Origin of the sequence: Pseudomonas sp. B16120, from assembly GCF_044218845.1 — a bacterium.
Taxonomy (GTDB): Bacteria; Pseudomonadota; Gammaproteobacteria; order Pseudomonadales; family Pseudomonadaceae; genus Aquipseudomonas; species Aquipseudomonas paracarnis.
Map to the genome: position 1 here is coordinate 2440547 of NZ_CP162588.1, position 22128 is coordinate 2462674.

Consider the following 22128-nt stretch of genomic DNA (forward strand, 5'->3'; position numbering starts at 1 on the left):
TCAATAATGGAGTTCTGTTATGAAATATGTAAAATACGTCACCTCTACGTTTGCATTCTGCGTATTGGCTGGCTGTGCCACCCCATCGTCGATTGTGCTCAACGACGGCCGCGAACTTCAAACGCTGGATGCGCCAAAATATGACGCAAAGAGTGGTTTCTATGAGTTCAAGCAATTGGATGGTAAATTTCAACGTATTAACAAAGACCAAGTACGGACGATCAAAGACCTGTAAGAAAACTCCACGATATTAGCCTTCGCTGGAATTGTCTGCGGGTGGCCCGCATTCCAGGCAGGTCCTGTTCAGTGCAATAGCCAGGGCAATGCCCTGGCTATTTGGCGTTCTCGAGATGCAAGCAAGGCTTAGCCCTTGTCGATTCTAAAGACCCCGTCCCTTGCTACTGCGATTACGCCACAACCGATAGGCTCTGATGCCCGAACGCACTGAACCAAATAACCTTTCGCCCTCCATCTCCCGCGCAAGTCCCGAACGTATCAGCATGCGCAGAAAACGCCCACGTGCACGGGCGATGCCGAAGTAGATGCCGCGCGCTTTCAGGGTATCGCACACCTCCCTCAGTGCGGCAATACCGCTGACATCTATCGAGCTGACCGCCTCAGCATCGAACAGCACCGCTCGCGGTTGTTCCTCATGCTGCACGGCCTCAAGCAAGCGCATCTTGAAGTAGTCGGCGTTGAAGAACAGGATGGCATCGTCAAAGCGATACACAACCAACCCCTGCACCGTGCGCGCATCCTTATGGTGGCGGATATCGACCTGGCCTTCGATACCCGGCACCCAGCCGAGCACCGCATCGGTGGGCTGGTAGATGCTTTGGAGCAAGCGCAGGATCGCCAGGGTCACGGCGATGATGATGCCCGGCAGTACGCCGACCCCAAGCACGCCGATGGTGGTCAGTACGCACAGCCAGAACTCAAAGCGACTGAGCTTGTAGATCTTTCGCAGTGACTGCACATCAATCAGTCCCCAGCCGGCCATCAGCAGGACCGCCCCCAAGGCGGCCTGCGGAATCCAGGCCAAGGGCGTGGTGAAGGCCAGTAGGATCAAAGCGATGACCGAAGCGGCGATGATCCCCACCAGCTGACTTTTACCGCCGACCATGTCGTTGACTGCGGTGCGCGAGTCGGCACCGCTGATGGCGAAGCCCTGAGAGACCCCGGCGGCGATGTTGGTAACGCCCAAGGCCAGGAACTCGTGGTTGGCGTTGATCGAATAACCATGGCAAGCCGCAAAGCTGCGGGCGGTGAGCATAGCGCTGCAAAAGCTCACGGTGGCGATGCCCAGGGCATCGCGTAGTAGACTTTTCATTTCTTCAAGATTGGTTTTTGGCCAAGCCAATTGCGGCATGCCCGCCGGCACCGGACCCAGAATTGCCACGCCAAAACGGTCGAGGCTAAACAGGCCGACGACCAAGGTTGCGACGGCCACCGTCACTAGCGCCGCCGGTAGGTGCGGGTAGCGACGTGGCAGCCAGATCAGCAAGGCCAGGCCTGCGACGCCGATCCCCAGCGTTGGCCAGTGAATGTCCCCCAAGCGCTGTAGCAGATTGATCAGGCTGAAGATGAAACCGTTGCCCTCGATCTGAAATCCCAGCACTTTGCCCAGTTGCCCTGCCAACAGGCTCAGACCGATACCGTTGAGGTAACCGATCAGGATCGGCCGCGAGAAAAAGCTAGCGATGAACCCCGCCCGTGCCAGGCCAGCACCGATCAGCATTAAGCCAACCAGAATCGTGACGATCACCGACAGTTGCGCCAGACGCGCCGGGTCGCCCATCGCCAGCGGCGCAATCGCCCCAGCGACCATGGCACAGGTAGCGGCATCCGGGCCGACCATCAACTGTCGCGAACTGCCGATCAGGGCGTAAACCATCATCGGCAAAATACATGCGTACAAACCGTACTGTGGCGGGAGGCCGACAATTTGCGCATAGGCGATGGCAATGGGTATCTGGATTGCCGCCACCGACAAGCCGGCCTGCAGATCATGTCGAAACCATTCGCGGCGATACTGCAACAGGTTGGCCAAGCCGGGCAACCAGCGAGAGAGAAACATGCATGGGGCCTTTCGAGTGGTGAGTGGTGGGCTATTGAAGCGCGCAAATATGACTGCTCATTTAGAGTATTAAATCATAAGCATCGCTTTTAGGTCTGCTTCAAGCGACGAAGGTCGCTTCACGAAACAAATCAAAGAAAAACTACTTCTTCGATTGCACGCCATCTAATATCGGCCTGTCAACTCCGCAAGTTGTTATCATTCAATTAATTGATTTTTTGTCCTGCTCAGTTGTCACCCAGGTTTTCACCATTGGCATCTCGGTTATCGAGCGTTTATTTGGTGCCGTTACGCTTTTCGAGGTTGGATTCCACGTCTAACAATAAATCAGACATCTAGGGTGGGTATGGACCAAAACTACATTTCAATTCCTGCGGCGGATGGTTGCCCAAGTCTTCTGACACCTTGGGGCAACGAGTTTGCCTCGATGATCGAACGTGGCGTGCAATGTGCTCAGGCTTGGCTTGATACGCCCGGCGAGATTCCCCTATGGTGGGAACTGGCGCAAACACGTACGACCTTTCCTGTTGGCGACTGTCAAGATGCTTTTGAAACCGGATTCTTGTTGAGAATCCAGCAGCGGCTAAGCAGTGTGTCACCCTGCCCAAATCAAAGCTGAGAAAAACGACGTTTAAGACGGGTTCATACACATGGCTTGGACGGCTCCCGGAGTTCAGCAAGCGTTTCGGCTGCTGAAGCCCAACGCCAGCGCTCTCGCAGAGTTGGTATGGGGTAATCGCCACCAGCGTCTAGTTAACCGCGTCTTTCAGCGAGTTACCGGCTTTGAAGCTAGGAATTTTCGAAGCAGCGATCTTGATGGTGGCCCCGTTCGAGGGTTACGGCCGTCGCGCGCTGCACGCGCTTTCACCGCAAAGGTACCAAAACCAACCAAGGTGACGTTCTCACCGCTTTTCAATGCAGTGGATATGATGGTTGTAAGGGCTTCCAGTGCGCGTCCGGCAGTGGATTTCGGGAGGTCGGCAGAGCTCGTTATGGCCTCGACGAGATCGTTTCTATTCATGTACGACTCCTTCTGCTGGCTGAATGGTGACGAGTAATCTACTCAGATAGTTCGGGCATATCCAGCACAACACCGCTCTCCAACTCTGTGCAGATGTAATGCTGTTTGGGCTTAAAAAATCGATACTTACGTCCCGATTCCACGGGCCTGGTCAATGTGCTCAGCTACCAGGTGAGCCGCTTCCAACTCTGAACAGCTGTTCTCCTGCATCAGTGTCCAGCGTTCGGCTTTTTCCTCGGGTTCCGTCATGGCCAGGGCGAGATAGAGGCTAGGTGGCACGACCCGAAACAGCGTTTCGAGCTTCTTCGATAGCACGACCCCCTCAGTGTATTTTCCCGTCTCCTTACTGGCGGAGAGCAGTAAGGCTTTCTGCGCCGGCGTGAGTTTCTTGAACCGTGCGATCTCTTCGATTTCCGCGGGCGGCATGTTCAAACAGATCCACCACTCGATCATGTTGAGCATGGTTTGCGCAGCCGTGGGAAAGTCGGCAAGGTTTTGCGTCGCCAACCAGAACCAGGTACCGAGCTTGCGCCACATCTTCGTGCCCTTGACCACGAATGGCGCCAGCAGCGGGTTTTTGGTGATGATATGGCCCTCGTCGGTGACCATGATGATTGGCCTCCCCAGGTACTGGTCGCGCTCGGCGAGGTTGTTCACGGTATTCATCAGGCTGATGTAGCTGATGGACATCTGTGCCTCGTAGCCTTCGCGAGCGTAAGTGGCCAGATCGACAATGGTCACATCGCTCTCGGGCCAAGGCGTACCTTCGCGATCAAACAGTTCGCCTTCGAAACCCTGGCAAAACAGGTCGATGGACTCGCCCATTTCCTGGGCACGCTCGCGACGCTTCTCCGGCAAGTGCATGTCGGCGGCGACGCGCAGTAAAGCGTCGCGAACGTCGCGGGTCAGCACCTGGCGACCCGCTGCGACACAGGTCTGCGCCGCATCCAGGATGCACTCGCGGATCAGGCTTCGGTCGGCTCGGCTCAGGCGGGCTTCTTCCTTGGCCTCGCCGCCGGTGATCATCAGTCGGGCGGTGATTTCCAGTTCGCCGAGAACATCGCGCTGGTCTTCGCGACTGGCTACCGCCTCATCCTCCCACTCATCGATAGACAGACTCGCCACTTGATCTGGTTGCTCGACCAGACGCCAGGCATCGGCGAACGGGGCGAGCCTGACCGAGGCGCCAGGTTTCAATTGGACCTTGTTAACCGACAGGCCTTGTGTCGCGAAGTAGTCGCCCTGCAAGCCGAAGGAGTTGCCAGCCTCGACGATAAACAGGCGAGGGCGGTACACCGCCATGATCTGCATCAGCAGGGTTACCAGGGTGGCGGACTTGCCGGCGCCGGTGGGGCCGAACAACAACAGATGACCGTTCATGGCCCGGTCCAGGCGTGACAATGGGTCGAAGCTCAATGGCGAGCCGCCACGATTGAACAGGGTGATACCCGGGTGGCCGGTACCGGTGCTGCGGCCCCAGACTGGAACGAGGTTCGCCAAGTGCTGGGCGAACATCAGGCGCGTGTACCAGTTGCGCGTGTCGCGGGCCGGGTTGTAAGCCATCGGCAACCAACGCAGGTAGCTATTGCAGGCGGCGACTTCATCGCCTTCGCGTACCGGTTGCAGCCCCGCACCCAACAGCGCATTGGCCAGGCTGACCGAGCGCTGGTGCAGTTGCTGTTCATCGTGACCGCGCACATAGAACGACAGGGTGCCGCGGTATAGCTTGTGCTGGCGACCGATGATCGCACGAGCCTCTTCGACATCCTGACGGGTCTGGGTCGAGGCCAGGTTTTCACCGATGGCTTTGCGCGCCAATCGGTTTAACTGGTCTTCGAGCACATCCTGCGGCTTGACCACCAAGGTCAGACTCATCACCGTGCCTTCGGGTAACTGGTCGAATAGGGCATTGGTTGCATCACCCTTACGGGTTTCTCCGGTGAGTTGCCCAATCGATGGTGCGCGTCGCAGTTTGTCCACCACGATGACCCGATGGGGTTGCCCATCGAAGTACCAAAGTCCCTGTTGCACATCCGAACGCGGTTCGTTGAAAAACAGCCGTTCGGCGAAGTCGTGATCGAAGGGTAATTCCAGCGACTCGCCATCAGCAGGCTCCGGATAGGCAACACGTTGGTAAAAGCCCTCGGGTGCTTCATCGGTGAGCCTGGGTGCCGGATTGAACCAGGGCAATAACCAAGCATACAGACCGTGGCCATCGACTCGCGCCGATTGCACGCCGCACGCCTGCAACGAAGCCGCAATACGTTCGCAAGCCTGCTGCAGGAATTGCACAGGGGTGAGTCCCGTCTCCTCAGCGCCAGACTCAAGCCAGCGATAGACCACCAGGCGCACCCGGCGGTTATTGCCGCGCCAGGGTAGGCGCGTGACGGACTTGTCCTCGAACAGACCTCCCGGCTTGGCGATGGCCTGCAGATGACGACGACTGAGTTCCAAAAACGTTTCGGTGAAGACCGTGCCTCGCGCGCTGTCTTGAATATAATCGGTGAGCCGCGTCAGGTAGGGGGTGAAATCGTTATCGTCCTGGCAGAAAAACTGCGCCACCCACGGCGCTTGATCCAGCTCGTCAAAGCTATCCTGCAGGGCATCCTCAAGGGCATCGCGGGCCGCCATCAACCAATCGGGTTCGCGCCCTTCGGTGCCGATGGGCAGTAATTCGAACACCGCCCCCACCGAGCGATTGTCATCCAGTAGAAAACACTGCTCGGTGTCGAGGTATTCGACCCACGGCAGGTGGTCGGTGAAGCTGGGGTTGTGCGAATAGAGTGCGGCTTCATCGGCCAAGGTTGCGCGAGGGCGCGCTGGGTGGCGCCAGGCTTTCCATGCCGAAGTGCTGTTGCCCGAATCGTGGGTACGCACTACAGGTCCTCCTGTCGTTCACCAGGCAGTGTGTATTGCACCCGTTGGTAGAACGGAAAGACGGTTGAGTAACCCGGCACGGGTGCTTGTTCGGTTCCACTCAAATGTGGGTACACGTACAGCACCAGATCGGGATTGGGCAGGCGAGGGAACAGGCTGTGGATCTCGTTCGACGCCGTGCGCGTATACGGCTCTTGGAGAGAAGCGGAGAAATCCGTCTGGGTCAGCGGGCGGCGTAGCTGCTGCCGAGCATCCAGCAGCTGCTGCTGGGTGCCTTGCGAACCGGCACCGTTCCAGATGTCCAGCATGGTTTGCTCGCCATGGGGCAGAAGCGTCTCCTTTTCGGTGGAACACCCCGCCAAGACCCAGCAGAACAGGCTAATCCAGGTCAGGCAGAGAAGCATGGTCTTTTTCATGGCGAACGCTCCGGCCCTTGGGCTCGTAGTCGATGGTGATCTCATGGTCGAGGTGCAGCGCGACTTGGGCGGCCGGTGGCACGTACACGGCAGCAAAGGTCTCGCCATACAGTTTGTTGATCCACTCGCGGATGTCGCTGACCCCACCACTGAGAATTGAATTCAGCGCGCTGTTGCCTTTGCTGTTGGTAACCCCGAGCGTACTGCCGCCCGAACTGATCACACTGCTGTTGTTCTGCTCATCCCCGAGCAAGGCAGCGACACCTGCGCCAGCTGCTGTGATCAGACTCTGGCTGCCGAGGTATTGCTGGGCGTTCGAGCGGCGCTCGCCGGCAATGCACGGAATGCCATACGGATCGGACAGGTAACCGAGTCCACCGTGGATATTGTCGGTGTTCGAGCTTTGGGTGGTGGAGGCATTGCGGCTGGCTACCGCCTTCGGCTGAGGCACCGTGCGGATGGTGCCGTTTGTGAACACGAAAGTGATCGACTCGACTTGCCCGCGAACGCAGGATAGCGTCCAGTCACCGGACGCTGTGCCACTCATCACGGCGCCCGCGACGTCTGGTAGGTCGATGCCGTTGGCCGTCAGATTCTCGGGACCGACCAACACCTTGAAGGGGTAAGGATCATTTACGGTACCGTCCACCGGGACTCGACCGATCAGCGCAGTCATGGCGACCGAACCCATCAATGTTGCGTTTTCGGGGATCGTGTAGACCGGCTTCGCGCTTTCGGTACGATCAACGGATCGCGTCAGGTCGCGCTCACCCTTGGTAACTGCACGTAGCTGTTTCTGGCTGCGATCAATCGCGTTGTCTTTCAAGCCTTCCAGTGAGTTGAAGGCGGTAGGCAGACTCAATGCGGAGGAGGTCTTGGTTTTGTCTCGGGCGTCGGTGGGCCGAGCATCTGAAGGTTCAATCCACTGCATCGTATCATTGGCAGAATGCTGCCCTTCGAACTGAGCACCATCGCCGGGCTCAAGCCCCAATCCGATTGGCATTTCCTTACCTTTGCCGGTCAGCCCCGACAACTGGTCCTGCAATTGCGTCAGCAGACCACGGGCCTGGCGGCTGTCTTGTTCTGCTTTGAGCCGGGCCTCGTTGGCTTGTCGACGGCCTTCATCAACTTGCTGGGTCACACTGCCAAGCGCGGTCTGGATGCGCGAATCGACACTGTTCTCCCGTTCGCGCAGGCGGTTGTTTTCCGTCTGCAGCGAATCGTTGTGTTTCTTCAAACCGAGCATATCGCTGCGCATGGCCTTCACCTGTCCGACCAGGGTGGCGACGGTGTCGCGTGGGGTATCGCCAGCAATGCCGAGCGACTTGGCTTGCTCGGCGGATAACTGAATATTGCCCTGATCAACTGGGTTCTCTGGAGAGGGCGTGCTGCCACCCGCGACCCAGCTTTTTAGGATGATCAACACCACGGCCAGCAGCGCAGCCGGTACCAGCCATTTGAGCAATGCGTTAGCTTTCATCGTCAGCACCTCGCGCAACGGGCGGGAGCAGCACGGCTTGCTCGAGGCCGGCACCGCGGGTGACAAGGTAGGCGATCGTGGTGTCTTCAGCGCTGCCGGCAGACCCGAGGAAAGCATGCTGGAAAGCAGCGGCGAACAGCTTGGCCCGAAGCCGACGGGGATCGAGTTGCACTGTCGCTGAGCCACGATTGCGCAACTTCACCGCCGTCACCCAGTAGTCACCGAGTCGCCAGGAGGCGATGGGCGTGCTGGACACGTTTTCGGTGGGCAGCAGGGTTGGCAGTTCGGTGCGCACCTTGAGCGGGGCGCGACGGACACCGGGCAGGGACTCCACGGTGCGCAGCGGCGCGTACAGGCTTTGCGCGGCGTAACGCGTCAATGCGACCGGGATTGGTGTGCGTTCTGGAGCAGGGACGGTACTGGATTCAGCCTCGGTAGTTTGCACCTGAGCATTCTTGAGAATGCGCACGGGCTCCAGCGGTTGATCGCCGGGAGTGGCCGCGATATCCAGAAGGATGATCTCGCCCGTCGTGACTGATTGCAGTTGCAGTCGGGTCGGTGCAATGGCTTCTGACGCGCGCAGGTACAGCGTGCCGCCGGTTGACTGCACGCGCAGCTTGCCTGTCAGCGTTGAGGGCACACCGACTCGAACAGCCTCATCGACAAAGACCACCCGCTCCTGATTGATCACTAGTGGGACGGCGAGGGGTAGGCGTTCCCAGTGCATCAGCTCGACGGCCTGCGCTGCAGCTCCCCATAGCATCAGTGCGACGGTGAGTCCCAGGGTCGAAATCCGCTTCATGGCTCACCTCCAGGCAGGGAGATTTTTTGCGGAGTGCCCTGATAGCAATCCAGCGCCAGCCCCCACTTGTTGCGCTCGGGATCCAGGTCAAAACGCACCACGCGCAATGGATAACGCACCACCACCCGTTTCACCGGTTCGGCGGCGTAATATTCATCGGCGTTGAGGTCGAGCTTGACCAGCCAGCTGTCACGGTCGAGTTGCTTGACCCTGAGTTCCGGATCTTCGCTGTAGCCTCGTCCCAGAATTTCGTAGACCCCACGCACCCGCTGGCGCAGTTCGCCGGCGGCCTTGCGGTACTCGTAGTCGCCATCGAGGAAGGCCTTGCAGGAGGGTGTCAGGTAGGACTGCAAGCCATAGATGGCGCGGCGATAGTCCTGCTCTCCATCTGAGGGCCAGCGGTTGAGCTGACCAAAGATGTATAGGGCAAAGGCATACACATTCTCTGGGGGGACATCCCACCACTTACGCGTGCTGCCCGAGCGCAGATCCGGGGGTACATGCACGGTCATATCGGTCGGTGCCGAGCGCCAGCCATACCAAAGTCCGGCACAGACCAGGGCCAGAATTACTACCGCCAGACGCAGGCTGAAGATGTGGGCGTGTTGGGCATCCACCTTGTTCCGAAAACGACTCATGGTTGCCACCGGGATAGGGCAGGGCGCAGTCGACGCGAACGGCGAACCGTCCAGGCGCCGGAGTGGAGAATCAAACTTCCGCGCCCCAGGCGCCAACGGCTGGCGAGTATCCATTCGAGCTTGCGGTACAACCAGGTCTCGGGGCGAGCCCGTTTGGCCCGACGCAAAAGCGTACCGCCGGCAAATAACACCAGTGCCATGCTTGCGATCATGCTGGTCGGCGCAACGGCAATAGACGAGGTGACGATCCCTAGAGGAACGCCCAGCAGCAGGCCAATGACGGCGCCAGTGCCGAGAGCTACCCACATCTCATCATTGGTCAAACCGCGCAGTACGGCAGGATCGCGGTTGAGTCGCTCCGGCAGAAAGACCAAGGTGCCGTCGGCAAGGCGTTCGATAGTGTCGTTCATGTCGACCTCACAGAATCGCGGCGGCCTTGGTCAGGAACCAGGTGATGATCACCACCAACAGGGCGCCGATGCCGACCACCGCGCCGAGGTCCTTCCAGGTCTTGCGCTGGTTCTGCACGTCGGCATAGACGGTCAGGGAGTGCCAAGCCACACCGAGAAAAGCGAGCAGGGCGATCAGCAGGCCGAGCAGGATGCCGCCGTCGTAGGCGTAGTTTTTGATCGTCTCGATCAACCCAGAACCTTCGCCACGCGAAGGGGCTTCCATGGTCGGGAGTTCGGCAAAAGCCAAGCTTGGACCGAGCACCAGCAGCAGTCCGATCAAGCGTTGGCTGGCACGATCACTTAGGTTGTTTTTCAGGGGGACAAGGCACTTGAGCATGACGGCGATCTCCTGGTTTAGGAAAGGGTGAAGAACATCAGAACCAACAGCGCGAGCAACACGCGTGCAGTGCTGCCACCGAAGGCGCCGAAGCGCACACTGCCTGTCGCCCATCCCCGGTAAGCCGTCCAGATCACCCAGGCACACCACAGCAAAGCCAGAACGAGGACCATGGACAGCCACAGTGTCGAACTGCTCTGCGGTGAGAAACCGGATGCGTTTTGGAACGCTGAGTTCTGAGCGTCAGTCATCCTCATGGCGACGGCTTCGCGGACGGAGTGTCGAGGCGGTAATCACCTACCAATTCAATGGGGTCGCGGGGCTGAGCGCGCGAAGGGGACAGGTAGTCCTGTACTCCATGGCGGATGCGCTGGATGTCCTGAGTCAGCCGGGGATAGTCGAAACGATAGCGTTCGTCTGGTTCAGACCTGTTGGTTGTCTCGGCTCGTGCCGCTAGTCGTTCTATAGTGTCGAGTTGCTGCTGGACTAGGCTGAGCTGTTCCTGCTCATGAGCAGATGCGGCATAACTGCTGCCATCGACGATAGCAAGCGAGAACAGTAACAAGCAGCGAAAGGGGGTAGTTGGCATGATGCTGGCCCATATGGATCTGGGAACAGAATCAAGTCAGAGGTCGAATTGTTCATTAAGAAACTTGAGGTGTGATGAATCGTTTTTCTGAGGAAGGACTGGGGATATTTACTTCACAGCTGATGTGGACCTTCGATCGTCGGCGGCGAGTGTGTTGGCTGCCATCGGAGACGTTAAGACGGTGCAGAACTACTCTTGGGCGTGGCTGTATCGACCAATGCAGGCCGCTTCTAGATGGTGATTTGAGATTCCGGCGCGCTTTCGCACTTGAGATGGCATAGTGATGTCGGTGATCCTATTTATTTGTCTGCATTGATATGGCAAATCTGGAGTATATGGATGGCGCTTTTTTCACAGGATCAGCTTGAGGCAATTGCAGGAGCGTTAGGCGACACCAGCGCAGGACTTACCGGATCTGAAATTTAGTTTCTTCTAGCCACTGCTAAAATGATAGATCCGGGACCGATCACAAAACGCACGCGCATCTACAACGCTTTTGCCGATAGCCAAAATACCAAAAGGAATCGTACCCACGTTTTGGAGTTCATTCGCCAAGCGATGAAGCCTGCCCGCTATAGCCGCGATCCTGAGCGCTATGAGCCGATGCGTGCCCTGCTTAACCTGGTCCTAGGCTCTGTACGTAAACCCAAGAAATACGATTTTCTGTAAAATACACCGCCATTAAAGCCAGGAGGCCAAGATGGCAAAGCGGTATGAACTCCCCGACGCAGCCTGGGATCTGGTTGCAGATATCTTCACCAAAAATCAGCGCACCGGGCGCCCTCGGGCCGATGATCGCCTGATGCTAAACGGTATTCTCTGGGTGCTTTGCTCTGGCGCAGCCTGGCGAGACATGCCCGAACGATTCGGCCCTTGGTCAACGATCTATCAACGGTTCCGGGGATGGCGTGATTGCGGAGCTTTTGATCAGATGCTCAAGCGTCTTCATATCCGATTGAATGAGCAGGGTTTGATTGACTTGGAAACATGGATGATCGACTCCACTGCCGTACGAGCAACCCGGGCCTCATCAGGTGCCGGGAAAAAAGGGGATTTGAAGAACCGCAAGACCACGCGCTCGGGCGCAGCCGGGGTGGCCTGACGACCAAGATACACATGCTGTGCGACGCCAATGGTGTGCCTCTGCGTTTCCTGTTGTCAGGCGGACAAGCCAGCGATATAGCCTATGCCCAACCGCTACTCGATCAGGCTTGCATACCCAGCCTGCGCGGTCGCCCACGCAAGCGTTGCCGCTGGTTGCTGGCTGACAAGGGTTACGACGCTGAAGCGCTGCGCCAGTATTGTGATCGTTATCGCATGCAGCCAGTCATTCCGTTGCGAAGCATGAAGCGCAAAACCAAGCCAGGATTGCCTCGACTTTTTGATCGCCCCAAATATCGGCAGCGCAACATCATCGAACGCATGTTTGGCTGGCTGAAGGAGAACCGTCGCATCGTGACGCGCTTCGACAAGCTCGCAACAAGTTTTGCGGCGATGGTCTCATTGGCCTGCGCTATGCGGTGCTTGCGACAATACTTTACGTACAGAGCCTTAGCTATGGTAAGTTGCGCATCTGAAAATTAAAGACTGCCCATGACCCGCCCGAATCGCAAAACCCTTATAGCAAGCCTGCTGATTATGCTCTGGGGCCTCTCCATGCTAGTCGCCTACTGGTGGTACGAAGCGCGCTACCTGCGCAGCTTCAGTGAGCAGACCGCGTTATTCTACGGTGAACAGCTGCGCCTGCCTGATGAGCTTGCTGGTCCAGGCCCGATCCGCCTGATACATTTCTGGGACCCGTCCTGCCCGTGCAATATCGTCAACCAGCAACACCTGACCGAGCTGATCAAGCGCTTCGGCCCACAGGGTGTAAGTTTCTACGCGGTACAACCGCCAGGTAGCCACGGCCAATTATCTGATGTCCTGAACGCCCTGAAAACCTTACCGGCCTTGAGCGGCAGCTACAAAATCCCCGCCAGCCCGGCTGTGGCAATCTGGGACCGGACAGGCCAACTGGCATACTTCGGCCCCTACAGCGAAGGCGCAACCTGCACCTCTTCTAGTAACAGCATTATCGAGCCCATTTTAGACGCCCTGATTGCTGGCAGACCCGTAAACGTAAACAACACAATGGCGGTAGGCTGCTTCTGCGACTGGCCGAGCAATTAACGATCACAAACCGGCAGCGCGCTACGGCATTATGCGCAAACTCACGCTCATCCCTAGACTCAACTTGCCGATACAGCAATTGTGAGCAGTTGCCGCTCGCCTAAATCAAGCTAACGCTATTTAGAAGTATATTGATTGCCGCACTCACCACGATTGCAGCACAACCTCTCGAGCCTCTCACCATGTCAGCTAACCTGTCCCCCACCCTTCAACAGCACTACCAAAAAGCAGACCGAATTATGCTGGGGGTGCTGTGGCTGATGTTTGTGTACTCGCTCGGCCTCGCATTCTGGAATGGCACTTGGGGTCAAGCGCTCCTGGTCGGTGGTGGTACGGCTGTAGTAATGGGCGTACTTAACCAGCTCATCAGCGGCCAACGCCTGTTGCGTTGCGTGATGGGCGCGGCGTATATGGTGATGGCGGCCCTGCACATCAACCAGGCCGGCGGCATGATGGAAATGCACTTCAGCATCTTTGTGTTAATGGCCTTCTTAGTATATTACCGCGACTGGCTGCCGATCGCGGTCGCAGCATTGGTGATTGCGGTGCATCACCTGAGTTTCTTTGCATTGCAAGGACAAGGTGTTGACGTGGTTGTACTGCCGAGCGGCAGTTGGCCGATAATTTTCCTGCATGCAATGTACGTCGTAGCAGAAAGCGCAATCCTGATTTACTTGGCGATACAGACCCACGCGGAAGCCGTTGAAAGCGCGGCGCTGATGCAAGCGGCCGAAAAGCTCACTGAGAAAGATGACGAAATAAACCTCGTTTGCCGCAGCAGTGCCCAGGGCAAAGTTAGCCTAGGCTTTAATCACTTTCTCGGCACCTTAGATGAGTTGGTCGGTGAAGTGATTAAAGACACCCAAAGCCTGAAAAAAATGGGTGACAGTCTGCTGCAAACCACCGCCCACGTAAGCTCCGGCGCGGAGCAGCAGCAAGGCGAAATCATCTACATGAGCTCAGCCATGCTGCAGATGAGCACCGCTATTGACGAAGTAGCTGGACATGCAGATGGCGCCGCAACGGCAGCACAAACCGCCAATCAACAGGCTGCCGAGGGCAGCCGCTCGGTCAACCATGTGCGTAGCGAGATTGGCAAACTAGCCACGCAAATCGATGTTACTGAAACCGAGGTTCAGGCGCTGGCAGAACAGTCCGAGAAAATCGGCAAGGTTTTGGAAGTGATCCGTTCGATTGCGGATCAAACCAACCTGCTGGCCCTAAACGCTGCGATTGAAGCCGCACGTGCTGGCGAGCATGGTCGTGGTTTTGCCGTCGTGGCTGACGAGGTCCGTAATCTTGCGCAGAAAACAGCGTTGTCCACCGCTGAGATCCAAGAAATCATCAGCGGCCTGCAACAAGGCAGCCGTCAAGCAGCGACTGCCATGCAGGAAAGCCGAAACAGTGCGCGCAGCTGCCTACGAGACAGTCAGGAAACTGCCGAACTGCTCGGCGCCGTAGCGCAAGACATCAGCGCCATTACTCAAATGAACGAGCTGATTGCCGCTGCCACCCACGAGCAAGCTGCGACCAGTGCAGAAGTCAGTCAGCATCTGCACAGTGTGCAAAAAGTGGCAGAGCAAACGTTCGGCGATGCGAACAAGCTTAATAACGATGGCCAGCAACTCAGCCAGTTAGCCGATCGTTTGAGCCGTTTGAGTGGTCGCTTCCGCGTTAGCGCTCTAAACGCTGAATAGCCACGACTTGGTAGGCAAATCTTACGGACTACTTTTGGCTGATGTTTGTGTGTCTAGTCCGACATTAACGGCCGGACGCGTGCCAGCGCGTGCCCTGCACTGGCACGCGGTAATCTTGACCCGTACCATAAGCGCCGTTATACGCAGTCCCTCGCTCGCTTACCTTGGCTCGGCTTACCCACCGCTGGATCGATTTGTGCCTCTAGGCTCTGTACGTAAACCCAAGAAATACGATTTTCTGTAAAATACACCGCCATTAAAGCCAGGAGGCCAAGATGGCAAAGCGGTATGAACTCCCCGACGCAGCCTGGGATCTGGTTGCAGATATCTTCACCAAAAATCAGCGCACCGGGCGCCCTCGGGCCGATGATCGCCTGATGCTAAACGGTATTCTCTGGGTGCTTTGCTCTGGCGCAGCCTGGCGAGACATGCCCGAACGATTCGGCCCTTGGTCAACGATCTATCAACGGTTCCGGGGATGGCGTGATTGCGGAGCTTTTGATCAGATGCTCAAGCGTCTTCATATCCGATTGAATGAGCAGGGTTTGATTGACTTGGAAACATGGATGATCGACTCCACTGCCGTACGAGCAACCCGGGCCTCATCAGGTGCCGGGAAAAAAGGGGATTTGAAGAACCGCAAGACCACGCGCTCGGGCGCAGCCGGGGTGGCCTGACGACCAAGATTCACATGCTGTGCGACGCCAATGGTGTGCCTCTGCGTTTCCTGTTGTCAGGCGGACAAGCCAGCGATATAGCCTATGCCCAACCGCTACTCGATCAGGCTTGCATACCCAGCCTGCGCGGTCGCCCACGCAAGCGTTGCCGCTGGTTGCTGGCTGACAAGGGTTACGACGCTGAAGCGCTGCGCCAGTATTGTGATCGTTATCGCATGCAGCCAGTCATTCCGTTGCGAAGCATGAAGCGCAAAACCAAGCCAGGATTGCCTCGACTTTTTGATCGCCCCAAATATCGGCAGCGCAACATCATCGAACGCATGTTTGGCTGGATGAGGCCGAGATCCTGGTTGGAGATTCTTTAACCAAAAAAATTGACGAAGGCTTAAGAAAGACCAAATACATCTGTGTTGTGCTGTCTGCCAAATCGGTCAAGTCACCGTGGGTCGAGAGAGAGCTGGAGATAGCCATCCATCGAGAAATTTCGACTGGAGAGGTCGTAGTGCTTCCGCTTTTGTACGAACAGTGTGATCTCCCATTATTTCTAGTGGGAAAACTGTATGCCGATTTCACTTCTCCCGACTCTTACGATGAGGGCGTAGGAAAATTGTTGCGACGCCTTAAAGTTTCATAGTTGACGGCCAACCATGGAAGGTCGTCACGGGTAGTAACTGACTGTCGATGGAAATCTTGCAGCACCATAAACCCGCTAAGTGCTGGCTTGCACCAGTAGAGGCGCACCCGGGTTGGCCTTGGCGTTATGGAGGAACGACGGAAAGGAACCCCACCCATGAGCGCCGTGGATTCATGTGAACCGGCGCCGGAACTGTGATCGAACCGCTAGCAGTCACCCTGGATGCGTTCAACCTGGCGATCTCAATGCTTTCCGTCAGGCGGTGCATGCTGAGCAGTAAGCCTGAGGGTTGAGCGGGAATTCAGCCAGCGGAACACTGCGAGGCGCAGTGTAGCAAGGCCCTAAGGGCGGTGGTCGCCCTGGCTGAGTCTCTGAGCGAGCTGGCTGGCGCTGAGTCGCCAGTCCGATACTGCAACCTTGCGGCAAGTGCACACGATCAAATCAAACGACTGCTCAAAGACGCGGATCGCCTGAACTTCTGGTGGGCGCATTATTGGTATATGGGGGAGCGCACATCAGATGGACTATGGAGATTCTTGGATGCTGAAAAGTATCGGTAACGCCTGCACAGGGGCAAGTCTGCGTGAAGCTTTAAATGAGCTACAGGTAGGTCAGCCGGTTTTTCGCGGTGAAATGGACGATGCTGAGACCTGGGAAGGTTGAGTGTCATCACTACCAAATCAATCGCGGAAAAAGCTTAACTAGTACTAGAGATGCTTTTTGAACGTCGTCGCTGTGATCGCTTGCGGATTCCACGGTCATCTGGCCACCCATTCCATAAGCATCTGACCACCGATTCCACGGTGATCCGGCCACCCATTCCACGCGTATCCGACCACTGATTCCACGGTCATCCGGCCACTCAACCGGGCAGGCAGTAACGCAGGATTTCTTCACTACCATCGACCTCTTTTTCGAAGCAGAGAGGTCGTCGTGGAGCGTTTATCCATGCGTAAGATTCGCGAAGTACTTCGTCTCAAGTTCGAGGTCGGGCTATCGGCTCGCCAGATTGCCGTCAGCGTGCAGATCGGTCGTGTCACTGTCGGCGATTACCTCAACCGCTTTGCCGCCAGCGGTCTAGCCTGGCCCTGTTCGTTGTCCGATTCCGAGCTGGAGCAGCAACTGTTCCCACCGCCCCCTGCGGTGCCCAGCGAGCAACGGCCATTGCCCGATTGGTCTTGGGTGCATGCCGAGCTACGCCGGCCGGGCGTGACCTTGGCGCTGCTCTGGCAGGAGTATCGCCTGAGCCAGCCGAAAGGCTTTCAGTACAGCTGGTTCTGCGAGCACTACCGAGCCTGGCAGGGCAAGCTGGACGTGGTGATGCGCCAGGAGCATCGCGTCGGTGAGAAGCTGTTTGTCGACTACGCCGGGCAGACGGTGCCGGTGATCGACCGCCACAGCGGCGAGATCCGCCAGGCGCAGGTGTTCGTCGCGGTGCTTGGCGCGTCCAGCTACACCTTCGCCGAAGCCACTTGGTCGCAGCAGTTACCGGACTGGCTGGGCTCCCATGTCCGCTGCTTCGCCTTTCTCGGCGGCGTGCCGGAAATCGTGGTGCCGGACAACCTGCGAAGCGCGGTGAGTAAGAGCCATCGCTACGAGCCGGACATCAACCCGAGCTACCGCGATCTGGCCGAGCACTATGGCGTGGCGGTGGTGCCGGCGCGGGCGCGTAAGCCGCGCGACAAGGCTAAGGCTGAGGTCGGCGTGCAGGTGGTCGAGCGCTGGATCCTCGCCGCGCTGAGGAACCGCCAGTTCTTCTCCCTGGACGAACTCAACAGCGCCATCGCCTTATTGCTGGAGCGGCTCAACCGACGACCGTTTCGCAAGCTGCCGGGCTCCCGGCACTCGGCCTTCGAAGCCCTGGATCGTCCAGCGCTGAGCCCACTGCCGGAGCAGCCCTACGTCTATGCCGAGTGGAAGAAGGCGCGCGTGCATATCGACTATCACGTCGAGGTCGATGGGCATTACTACTCAGTGCCCTACCAGTTGGTGAAGAAACAGCTGGAAGTACGGCTGACGGCGCGCACCGTCGAGTGCTTCCACGCCAACCAGCGGGTGGCCAGCCACCTGCGCTCGCCACACAAGGGCCGGCATAGCACACAGACCGAGCACATGCCCAAGAGCCATCGCGAGCATGCCGAGTGGACGCCGCAACGGTTGATCCGCTGGGCCGAGCAGACCGGGCCGCACACCGCCGGCGTGATCAGCCACATCCTCGAACGGCGCATCCACCCAACCCAAGGCTACCGGGCCTGCCTGGGCATCCTGCGCCTGGGCAAGACCCATGGCGAAGTGCGCTTGGAGCTGGCCTGCCGACGCGCCCTCAGCCTCGGCGCGTGCAGCTACAAGAGCCTCGAATCGATCCTGCGCCAGGGGCTGGAAAACCTGCCGCTGGCCCAGCAGCACCTGCCCCTGCTGCCGGACGACCACGCCAACCTGCGCGGCCCCGGCTACTACCACTGAACACAAGGAATCCCACCATGCTGCCCCATCCGACCTTGGACAAGCTCCAGACCCTGCGCCTGACCGGCATGCTCAAGGCACTCGCCGAGCAACTGAAAACCCCCGACATCGACAGCCTGAGCTTCGTGGAACGCCTCGGCCTGTTGGTCGACCGCGAACTGACCGAGCGCGACGACAAGCGCCTCAGCAGCCGCCTGCGTCAGGCCCGGCTCAAGCACAACGCCTGCCTCGAAGACATCGACTACCGCAGCCCGCGCGGACTCGACAAGGCGCTGATCCTCCAGCTGAGCAGCGGTCAGTGGTTACGCGACGGACTCAACCTGATTATCAACGGCCCGACTGGCGTCGGTAAGACCTGGCTGGCCTGCGCCCTGGCCCACCAGGCCTGCCGAGAGGGTTACAGCGTGCGTTACCTGCGCTTGCCGCGCCTGTTGGAAGAGTTGGGCCTAGCCCACGGCGACGGGCGCTTCGCCAAGCTGATGAGCGGCTATGCCAAGACCGACCTGCTGATCCTTGATGACTGGGGTCTGGCCCCGTTCAACGCGGAACAGCGCCGCGACATGCTGGAGCTACTGGACGACCGCTACGGCCAGCGCTCGACCATCGTGACCAGCCAAATGCCAGTGGACAACTGGCACGAACTGATCGGTGATCCGACTCTGGCCGACGCCATCCTCGACCGCCTGGTGCACAACGCTTATCGGATCAACCTCAAGGGTGAGTCGATGCGCAAACAGACGAAGAAATTGACGACACCGGGCACCTCAGACTAACAATGCCCCCCCTGCGTCGCTGCGCTCCGACTGCCCGGCCGGATGGCCGTGGAACAGGTGGCCAGATGGCCGTGGAATGCCTGGCCAGATGAGAGCGGACTGGGTGGCCGGATGGCGTGGAATCCGCAATCGCTACCGTTGTCCCAAGTATTACTGCGCAAGGCAATAGAATAGCCATAGGATTGAGCGTAAAGGGCAGGGACAGGTAAATGATCCAGGGTACGAACAGTAGCGGTACCACTGCACGTTTAGCACGATGATAGACAAAGCTGCTTTCTCGCCCTGCTCCAAATTTCCGTAGGTCGCGGCGCATCAAGCCATCGACAAAACCGGTGAACGAGGCCAACAAAAACAGTGGTGTGGCCAGGACGAGAATGGTCAGGCGCACCACAAAGGTAAAGGTCACATACACCGCCGCCAGCACGAAGTCCTCAATGCTCACGTAGAGCTGATTGGCCCAACTCCAGAAGCCGTTACTCTGGCTCGACGCGCGTGCCTGCTGGGCAAAATCCGCAAAGCCACTCTTGACCAGCAACCACTGATTGAGGATGTCCAGCCACCGGATAATCGTCTTTTCAGGTTGTCGAAGAATGAGTGAAGCTTTGAAGTGCTCGCTGAGCCATCCCAATTCGCTATTCAACATGGCTTGGCTGTGCCGCCAACCCTGATCGCCCCAGAACAGCAGCAAACCGGCGAACTCGATAAGGATTGAAAACAGCAACGAGGCGATCAGCATACCGATAATGCGTAAGACCAAGCCAATCGCCGAGACGATCAATCCCGGACGCTGGATCGGTTGTGGCGGCGTGTTCTGTACGGAAGTCGCCATCCTTTACTCCATTGTGCACCGTTAAGTTGATGCTGCCACGGCGCTCGCCGAATACGCGTTTGCTGAATCGAAACCTGTGGTGGGTCGGGCTAACCCACCTGATCCAGATCGAAGTTTGTTGTAGGGCCGCCACCGCTTGCGCTCCACCATTGCCCTGCCTGTTCGTTATAGGTGGCCCGCATCCGCTGGGTAAGCTCCTGCAGGTCCTTGGGCATCGCCTCGTCGTTGGAGGGTTTTGGCAACGGCATGCGGACTTTCCAGAGCTGGCCACCGGCCTGGAAGGAGAACATTTGCCCCTTCGGCAAACTGACGATATGCGCTGGCTCGATCAGCGGCACACTAGTGCTGCTGACGCGGTCCTGAGAGGAGGAAGTGAAGTCCGTATTGGCTTCAGGATCGGAGGTGTCGGTGGCACCCGATACCAGGGTTCTGGTCAGCACGTTGACCTTGGGCAACTGCTGGGTGAGCAGCTCCGCAGTGGCGGTCTCGCGTACGCGGAGCATCTGCAAGGTGTTGAAGTTGCCAATCACCTGGCCGGCCTTGGCGCGGTTTCCGATTCGCGCTTCGATATCGCTGAGTGTCTGGGTGTAGGCAGTTACCTGGATGCCGGCGCCACCTCCCTTGTTGATCAGCGGGATGAACTCGTCGCCCATCAACTCGTTGAACTCATCAGCGTGCAGGTTGATCGGCAACTTGTCACCGTTGTTGCTCGATTGGGGCAGGCCATGGTCAATGCCATGTTTATAGATGTGTCCCGCCACCGAGACCAAGTCGGCGAACATGGAATTGCCCACAGCGGCGGCCACCTCGGCATCGGTCAGCGCATCGAGGCCGACATAAACGATGCCGCGCTTTCGGATGATCTGCATCCAGTCGAAGATCGGCCGCGGGTCATCTAAATCGGTGTAGTTGGGAGCCAGTAACTGGGCGGTCTTGCCGGTGGTGAGTTTCTCCAGCAGCGGCAGTAGCGAGGCAACGATTTTGTCGAAGTAAGTACGGTCGTAGCGTACCGCCGAACGCAGCCCGTCCATTACTGGATCAAATACCCGCTTCACCGCCAGGTACTGCTCGATGGCCACCACGCGCTTTTCGCGTCCGATCATATGCCGGGGGATGTTCTTCTCGGTCAGCTTGCCTTCAAGCTGGACAATCACTTCCCACGCCTTAGGGTCGGTCTTGGCGAAAAACTGCTGGGCGTACTCGATGAACAGCGCGTCGATGTTGACCACATGTCGCTGGATTTGCAGGTAGTCCGGACGTCGGCCCAACTCGATCAGGGCGCGGGCGATGATGTTGACGAAACGCCAGGCGAACTCGCGAAACGCCGCCGAGTTACCTTCACCACTGAGCTGCCCGGCGATGCGCGACGCTACTTCCGAGATGCGCCCGAAACGTCCCACGGCGTTGTAGCGGGCGGAGATCTCCGGCCAACCCAGATGGAACACATAAAACTCTTTCTCCCGACCGGCACGTTTGGCTTCGACGTACATGCGCTTGAGCAAATCGGCATCGCCCTTCGGATCGAAGACGATCACTACCTCGTGTTTAACGCGATGGATGTCTTGGGTGATGTACACCTCGGCGAGCCGCGTCTTGCCAACACGGGTCGTGCCCAGCACGAGGGTATGCCCGACTCGTTCACCCAGCGGCAGACTGACTTCCGTTTCGTCGGGCTCAACCCCATGCAACAGCGGTGAGCCACCGACTGGGGGTAAAGGGCGCAACGGATTAAAGGCGCTGTCCCAGGCCGTGACACGCGCCAGTGTCGAGAGCGGAAACGGTGCATGTTCTAGGCGACGTTCGAGTCCACGTGCCAGGCGGTAACGGGTCGGTTGGTCGACGTAGTGGGCGACGGCCGGATCCTGGGCCTCGACCAAGCGCTGGGTGTGCAGGCGGGTCCAGCGAAAGCCGCGGCCCATGAACAGACGTTTGCCGCTCACCGGAATCTGCCGGCTGGTCAGCTCGTAGCGAGGCAGCCGGCGGATATTGCGCCGATAGCGCAACACCTCCCAGGCTTGTCGGAGGCGGATCAAACCGAACAGGGCATAGGCCAGAGCCGCAATCAGACCGATCTCGGGTGATAGGGCCACGGCCCAGGGCGAGTACACGCATAACACCACCGCGGCGACGCAGATCGCCACGGTATACAGCTCGACTGCGGGCCGGAGTTTGGACTCCATCGCATGCTCGGCCATGA

General features: G+C 58.2%; 20 protein-coding genes and 3 pseudogenes. 10 read left to right on the forward strand and 13 right to left on the reverse strand.

Translation table 11 applies throughout. The features are described from left to right. Nucleotides 1-19: 19 nt before the first annotated feature. Nucleotides 20-235, forward strand: coding sequence for a YgdI/YgdR family lipoprotein (locus AB4P90_RS11615; RefSeq protein ID WP_014338733.1), 216 nt, complete (start codon nt 20-22; stop codon nt 233-235). 144 nt (nt 236-379) lie between these two features. Here AB4P90_RS11615 and AB4P90_RS11620 read toward each other — a convergent pair whose 3' ends face one another. Continuing rightward, the gene (locus tag AB4P90_RS11620; protein WP_014338734.1) at nt 380-2077 is read right to left on the reverse strand and encodes a SulP family inorganic anion transporter; all 1698 of its coding nucleotides are present in this window, start codon (nt 2075-2077) and stop codon (nt 380-382) included. 427 nt (nt 2078-2504) lie between these two features. Between AB4P90_RS11620 and AB4P90_RS11625 the strand changes: the two genes are divergently transcribed. Beyond that, a complete protein-coding gene (locus tag AB4P90_RS11625) occupies nt 2505-2696 on the forward strand; it encodes a LasR-specific antiactivator QslA (RefSeq protein WP_230961991.1) in 192 nt (63 codons plus the stop codon). A 130-nt stretch (nt 2697-2826) separates the two neighbouring features. Here the strand turns inward: AB4P90_RS11625 and AB4P90_RS11630 are convergent. The 10 genes and pseudogenes from AB4P90_RS11630 to AB4P90_RS11675 form a co-directional block, all read right to left on the reverse strand. Beyond that, nucleotides 2827-3098 (reverse strand): annotated as a pseudogene (locus tag AB4P90_RS11630) (HU family DNA-binding protein). A 126-nt stretch (nt 3099-3224) separates the two neighbouring features. Next, nucleotides 3225-5975, reverse strand: coding sequence for a conjugative transfer ATPase (locus AB4P90_RS11635; RefSeq protein ID WP_169886235.1), 2751 nt, complete (start codon nt 5973-5975; stop codon nt 3225-3227). Then, nucleotides 5975-6391: a TIGR03751 family conjugal transfer lipoprotein gene (locus AB4P90_RS11640; RefSeq protein WP_034113447.1), complete on the reverse strand. Its 417-nt coding sequence runs from the start codon at nt 6389-6391 to the stop codon at nt 5975-5977. The genes AB4P90_RS11635 and AB4P90_RS11640 overlap by 1 nt, the downstream gene beginning before the upstream one ends. Continuing rightward, the gene (locus AB4P90_RS11645) at nt 6354-7871 is read right to left on the reverse strand and encodes a TIGR03752 family integrating conjugative element protein (protein ID WP_034113444.1); all 1518 of its coding nucleotides are present in this window, start codon (nt 7869-7871) and stop codon (nt 6354-6356) included. Before AB4P90_RS11645 ends, AB4P90_RS11640 begins: the two co-directional genes overlap by 38 nt. Further along, nucleotides 7861-8673, reverse strand: coding sequence for a TIGR03749 family integrating conjugative element protein (locus tag AB4P90_RS11650; RefSeq protein WP_034113442.1), 813 nt, complete (start codon nt 8671-8673; stop codon nt 7861-7863). Before AB4P90_RS11650 ends, AB4P90_RS11645 begins: the two co-directional genes overlap by 11 nt. Continuing rightward, a complete protein-coding gene (locus tag AB4P90_RS11655; protein WP_034113440.1) occupies nt 8670-9311 on the reverse strand; it encodes a PFL_4703 family integrating conjugative element protein in 642 nt (213 codons plus the stop codon). The genes AB4P90_RS11650 and AB4P90_RS11655 overlap by 4 nt, the downstream gene beginning before the upstream one ends. Further along, nucleotides 9308-9721: a TIGR03750 family conjugal transfer protein gene (locus tag AB4P90_RS11660; RefSeq protein ID WP_034113438.1), complete on the reverse strand. Its 414-nt coding sequence runs from the start codon at nt 9719-9721 to the stop codon at nt 9308-9310. The genes AB4P90_RS11655 and AB4P90_RS11660 overlap by 4 nt, the downstream gene beginning before the upstream one ends. A gap of 7 nt (nt 9722-9728) precedes the next feature. Further along, nucleotides 9729-10100 (reverse strand): TIGR03745 family integrating conjugative element membrane protein, encoded by a 372-nt coding sequence (locus AB4P90_RS11665; protein WP_034113436.1) that lies wholly within the window; start codon nt 10098-10100, stop codon nt 9729-9731. A gap of 17 nt (nt 10101-10117) precedes the next feature. Then, entirely contained in the window at nt 10118-10357 is a 240-nt protein-coding gene (locus tag AB4P90_RS11670) for a TIGR03758 family integrating conjugative element protein (RefSeq protein ID WP_034113434.1), read from the reverse strand. Next, nucleotides 10354-10689, reverse strand: a complete 336-nt coding sequence (locus AB4P90_RS11675) for an RAQPRD family integrative conjugative element protein (protein WP_034113432.1) — start codon at nt 10687-10689, stop codon at nt 10354-10356. The genes AB4P90_RS11670 and AB4P90_RS11675 overlap by 4 nt, the downstream gene beginning before the upstream one ends. A 700-nt stretch (nt 10690-11389) precedes the next feature. Here AB4P90_RS11675 and AB4P90_RS11680 point away from each other — a divergent pair. The 8 genes and pseudogenes from AB4P90_RS11680 (at nt 11390) to istB (ending at nt 19102) form a co-directional block, all read left to right on the forward strand. Continuing rightward, a protein-coding gene (locus AB4P90_RS11680; RefSeq protein ID WP_203321104.1) for an IS5 family transposase occupies nt 11390-12273 on the forward strand; the annotation gives its coding sequence in 2 pieces (ribosomal slippage) (nt 11390-11731 and nt 11734-12273; 882 coding nt in all). 9 nt (nt 12274-12282) lie between these two features. Beyond that, on the forward strand, nt 12283-12858 hold the full coding sequence (locus tag AB4P90_RS11685; RefSeq protein ID WP_034114526.1) for a DUF6436 domain-containing protein: 576 nt from the start codon (nt 12283-12285) through the stop codon (nt 12856-12858). A 182-nt stretch (nt 12859-13040) separates the two neighbouring features. Next, entirely contained in the window at nt 13041-14555 is a 1515-nt protein-coding gene (locus AB4P90_RS11690) for a methyl-accepting chemotaxis protein (RefSeq protein ID WP_034114527.1), read from the forward strand. Between the two features lie 275 nt (nt 14556-14830). Beyond that, nucleotides 14831-15570: pseudogene (locus tag AB4P90_RS11695) on the forward strand (IS5 family transposase); the annotation flags it as partial. An 8-nt stretch (nt 15571-15578) separates the two neighbouring features. Next, entirely contained in the window at nt 15579-15866 is a 288-nt protein-coding gene (locus AB4P90_RS11700) for a toll/interleukin-1 receptor domain-containing protein (RefSeq protein WP_395606095.1), read from the forward strand. 540 nt (nt 15867-16406) lie between these two features. Beyond that, nucleotides 16407-16529 (forward strand): hypothetical protein, encoded by a 123-nt coding sequence (locus AB4P90_RS11705; protein ID WP_262375565.1) that lies wholly within the window; start codon nt 16407-16409, stop codon nt 16527-16529. A gap of 285 nt (nt 16530-16814) precedes the next feature. Further along, the gene (istA, locus tag AB4P90_RS11710; RefSeq protein ID WP_058167704.1) at nt 16815-18329 is read left to right on the forward strand and encodes an IS21-like element ISPpu23 family transposase; all 1515 of its coding nucleotides are present in this window, start codon (nt 16815-16817) and stop codon (nt 18327-18329) included. Between the two features lie 17 nt (nt 18330-18346). Continuing rightward, nucleotides 18347-19102, forward strand: coding sequence for an IS21-like element ISPpu23 family helper ATPase IstB (gene istB, locus AB4P90_RS11715; RefSeq protein WP_046622600.1), 756 nt, complete (start codon nt 18347-18349; stop codon nt 19100-19102). Between the two features lie 115 nt (nt 19103-19217). Here the strand turns inward: istB and AB4P90_RS11720 are convergent. After that, nucleotides 19218-19931, reverse strand: a pseudogene (locus tag AB4P90_RS11720) (TIGR03747 family integrating conjugative element membrane protein); the annotation flags it as partial. An 89-nt stretch (nt 19932-20020) separates the two neighbouring features. Continuing rightward, nucleotides 20021-22126 carry a type IV conjugative transfer system coupling protein TraD gene (gene traD, locus AB4P90_RS11725; protein ID WP_034113422.1) on the reverse strand — a complete coding sequence of 702 codons (2106 nt, stop codon included), beginning with the start codon at nt 22124-22126 and terminating at the stop codon, nt 20021-20023. Nucleotides 22127-22128: the final 2 nt, after the last annotated feature.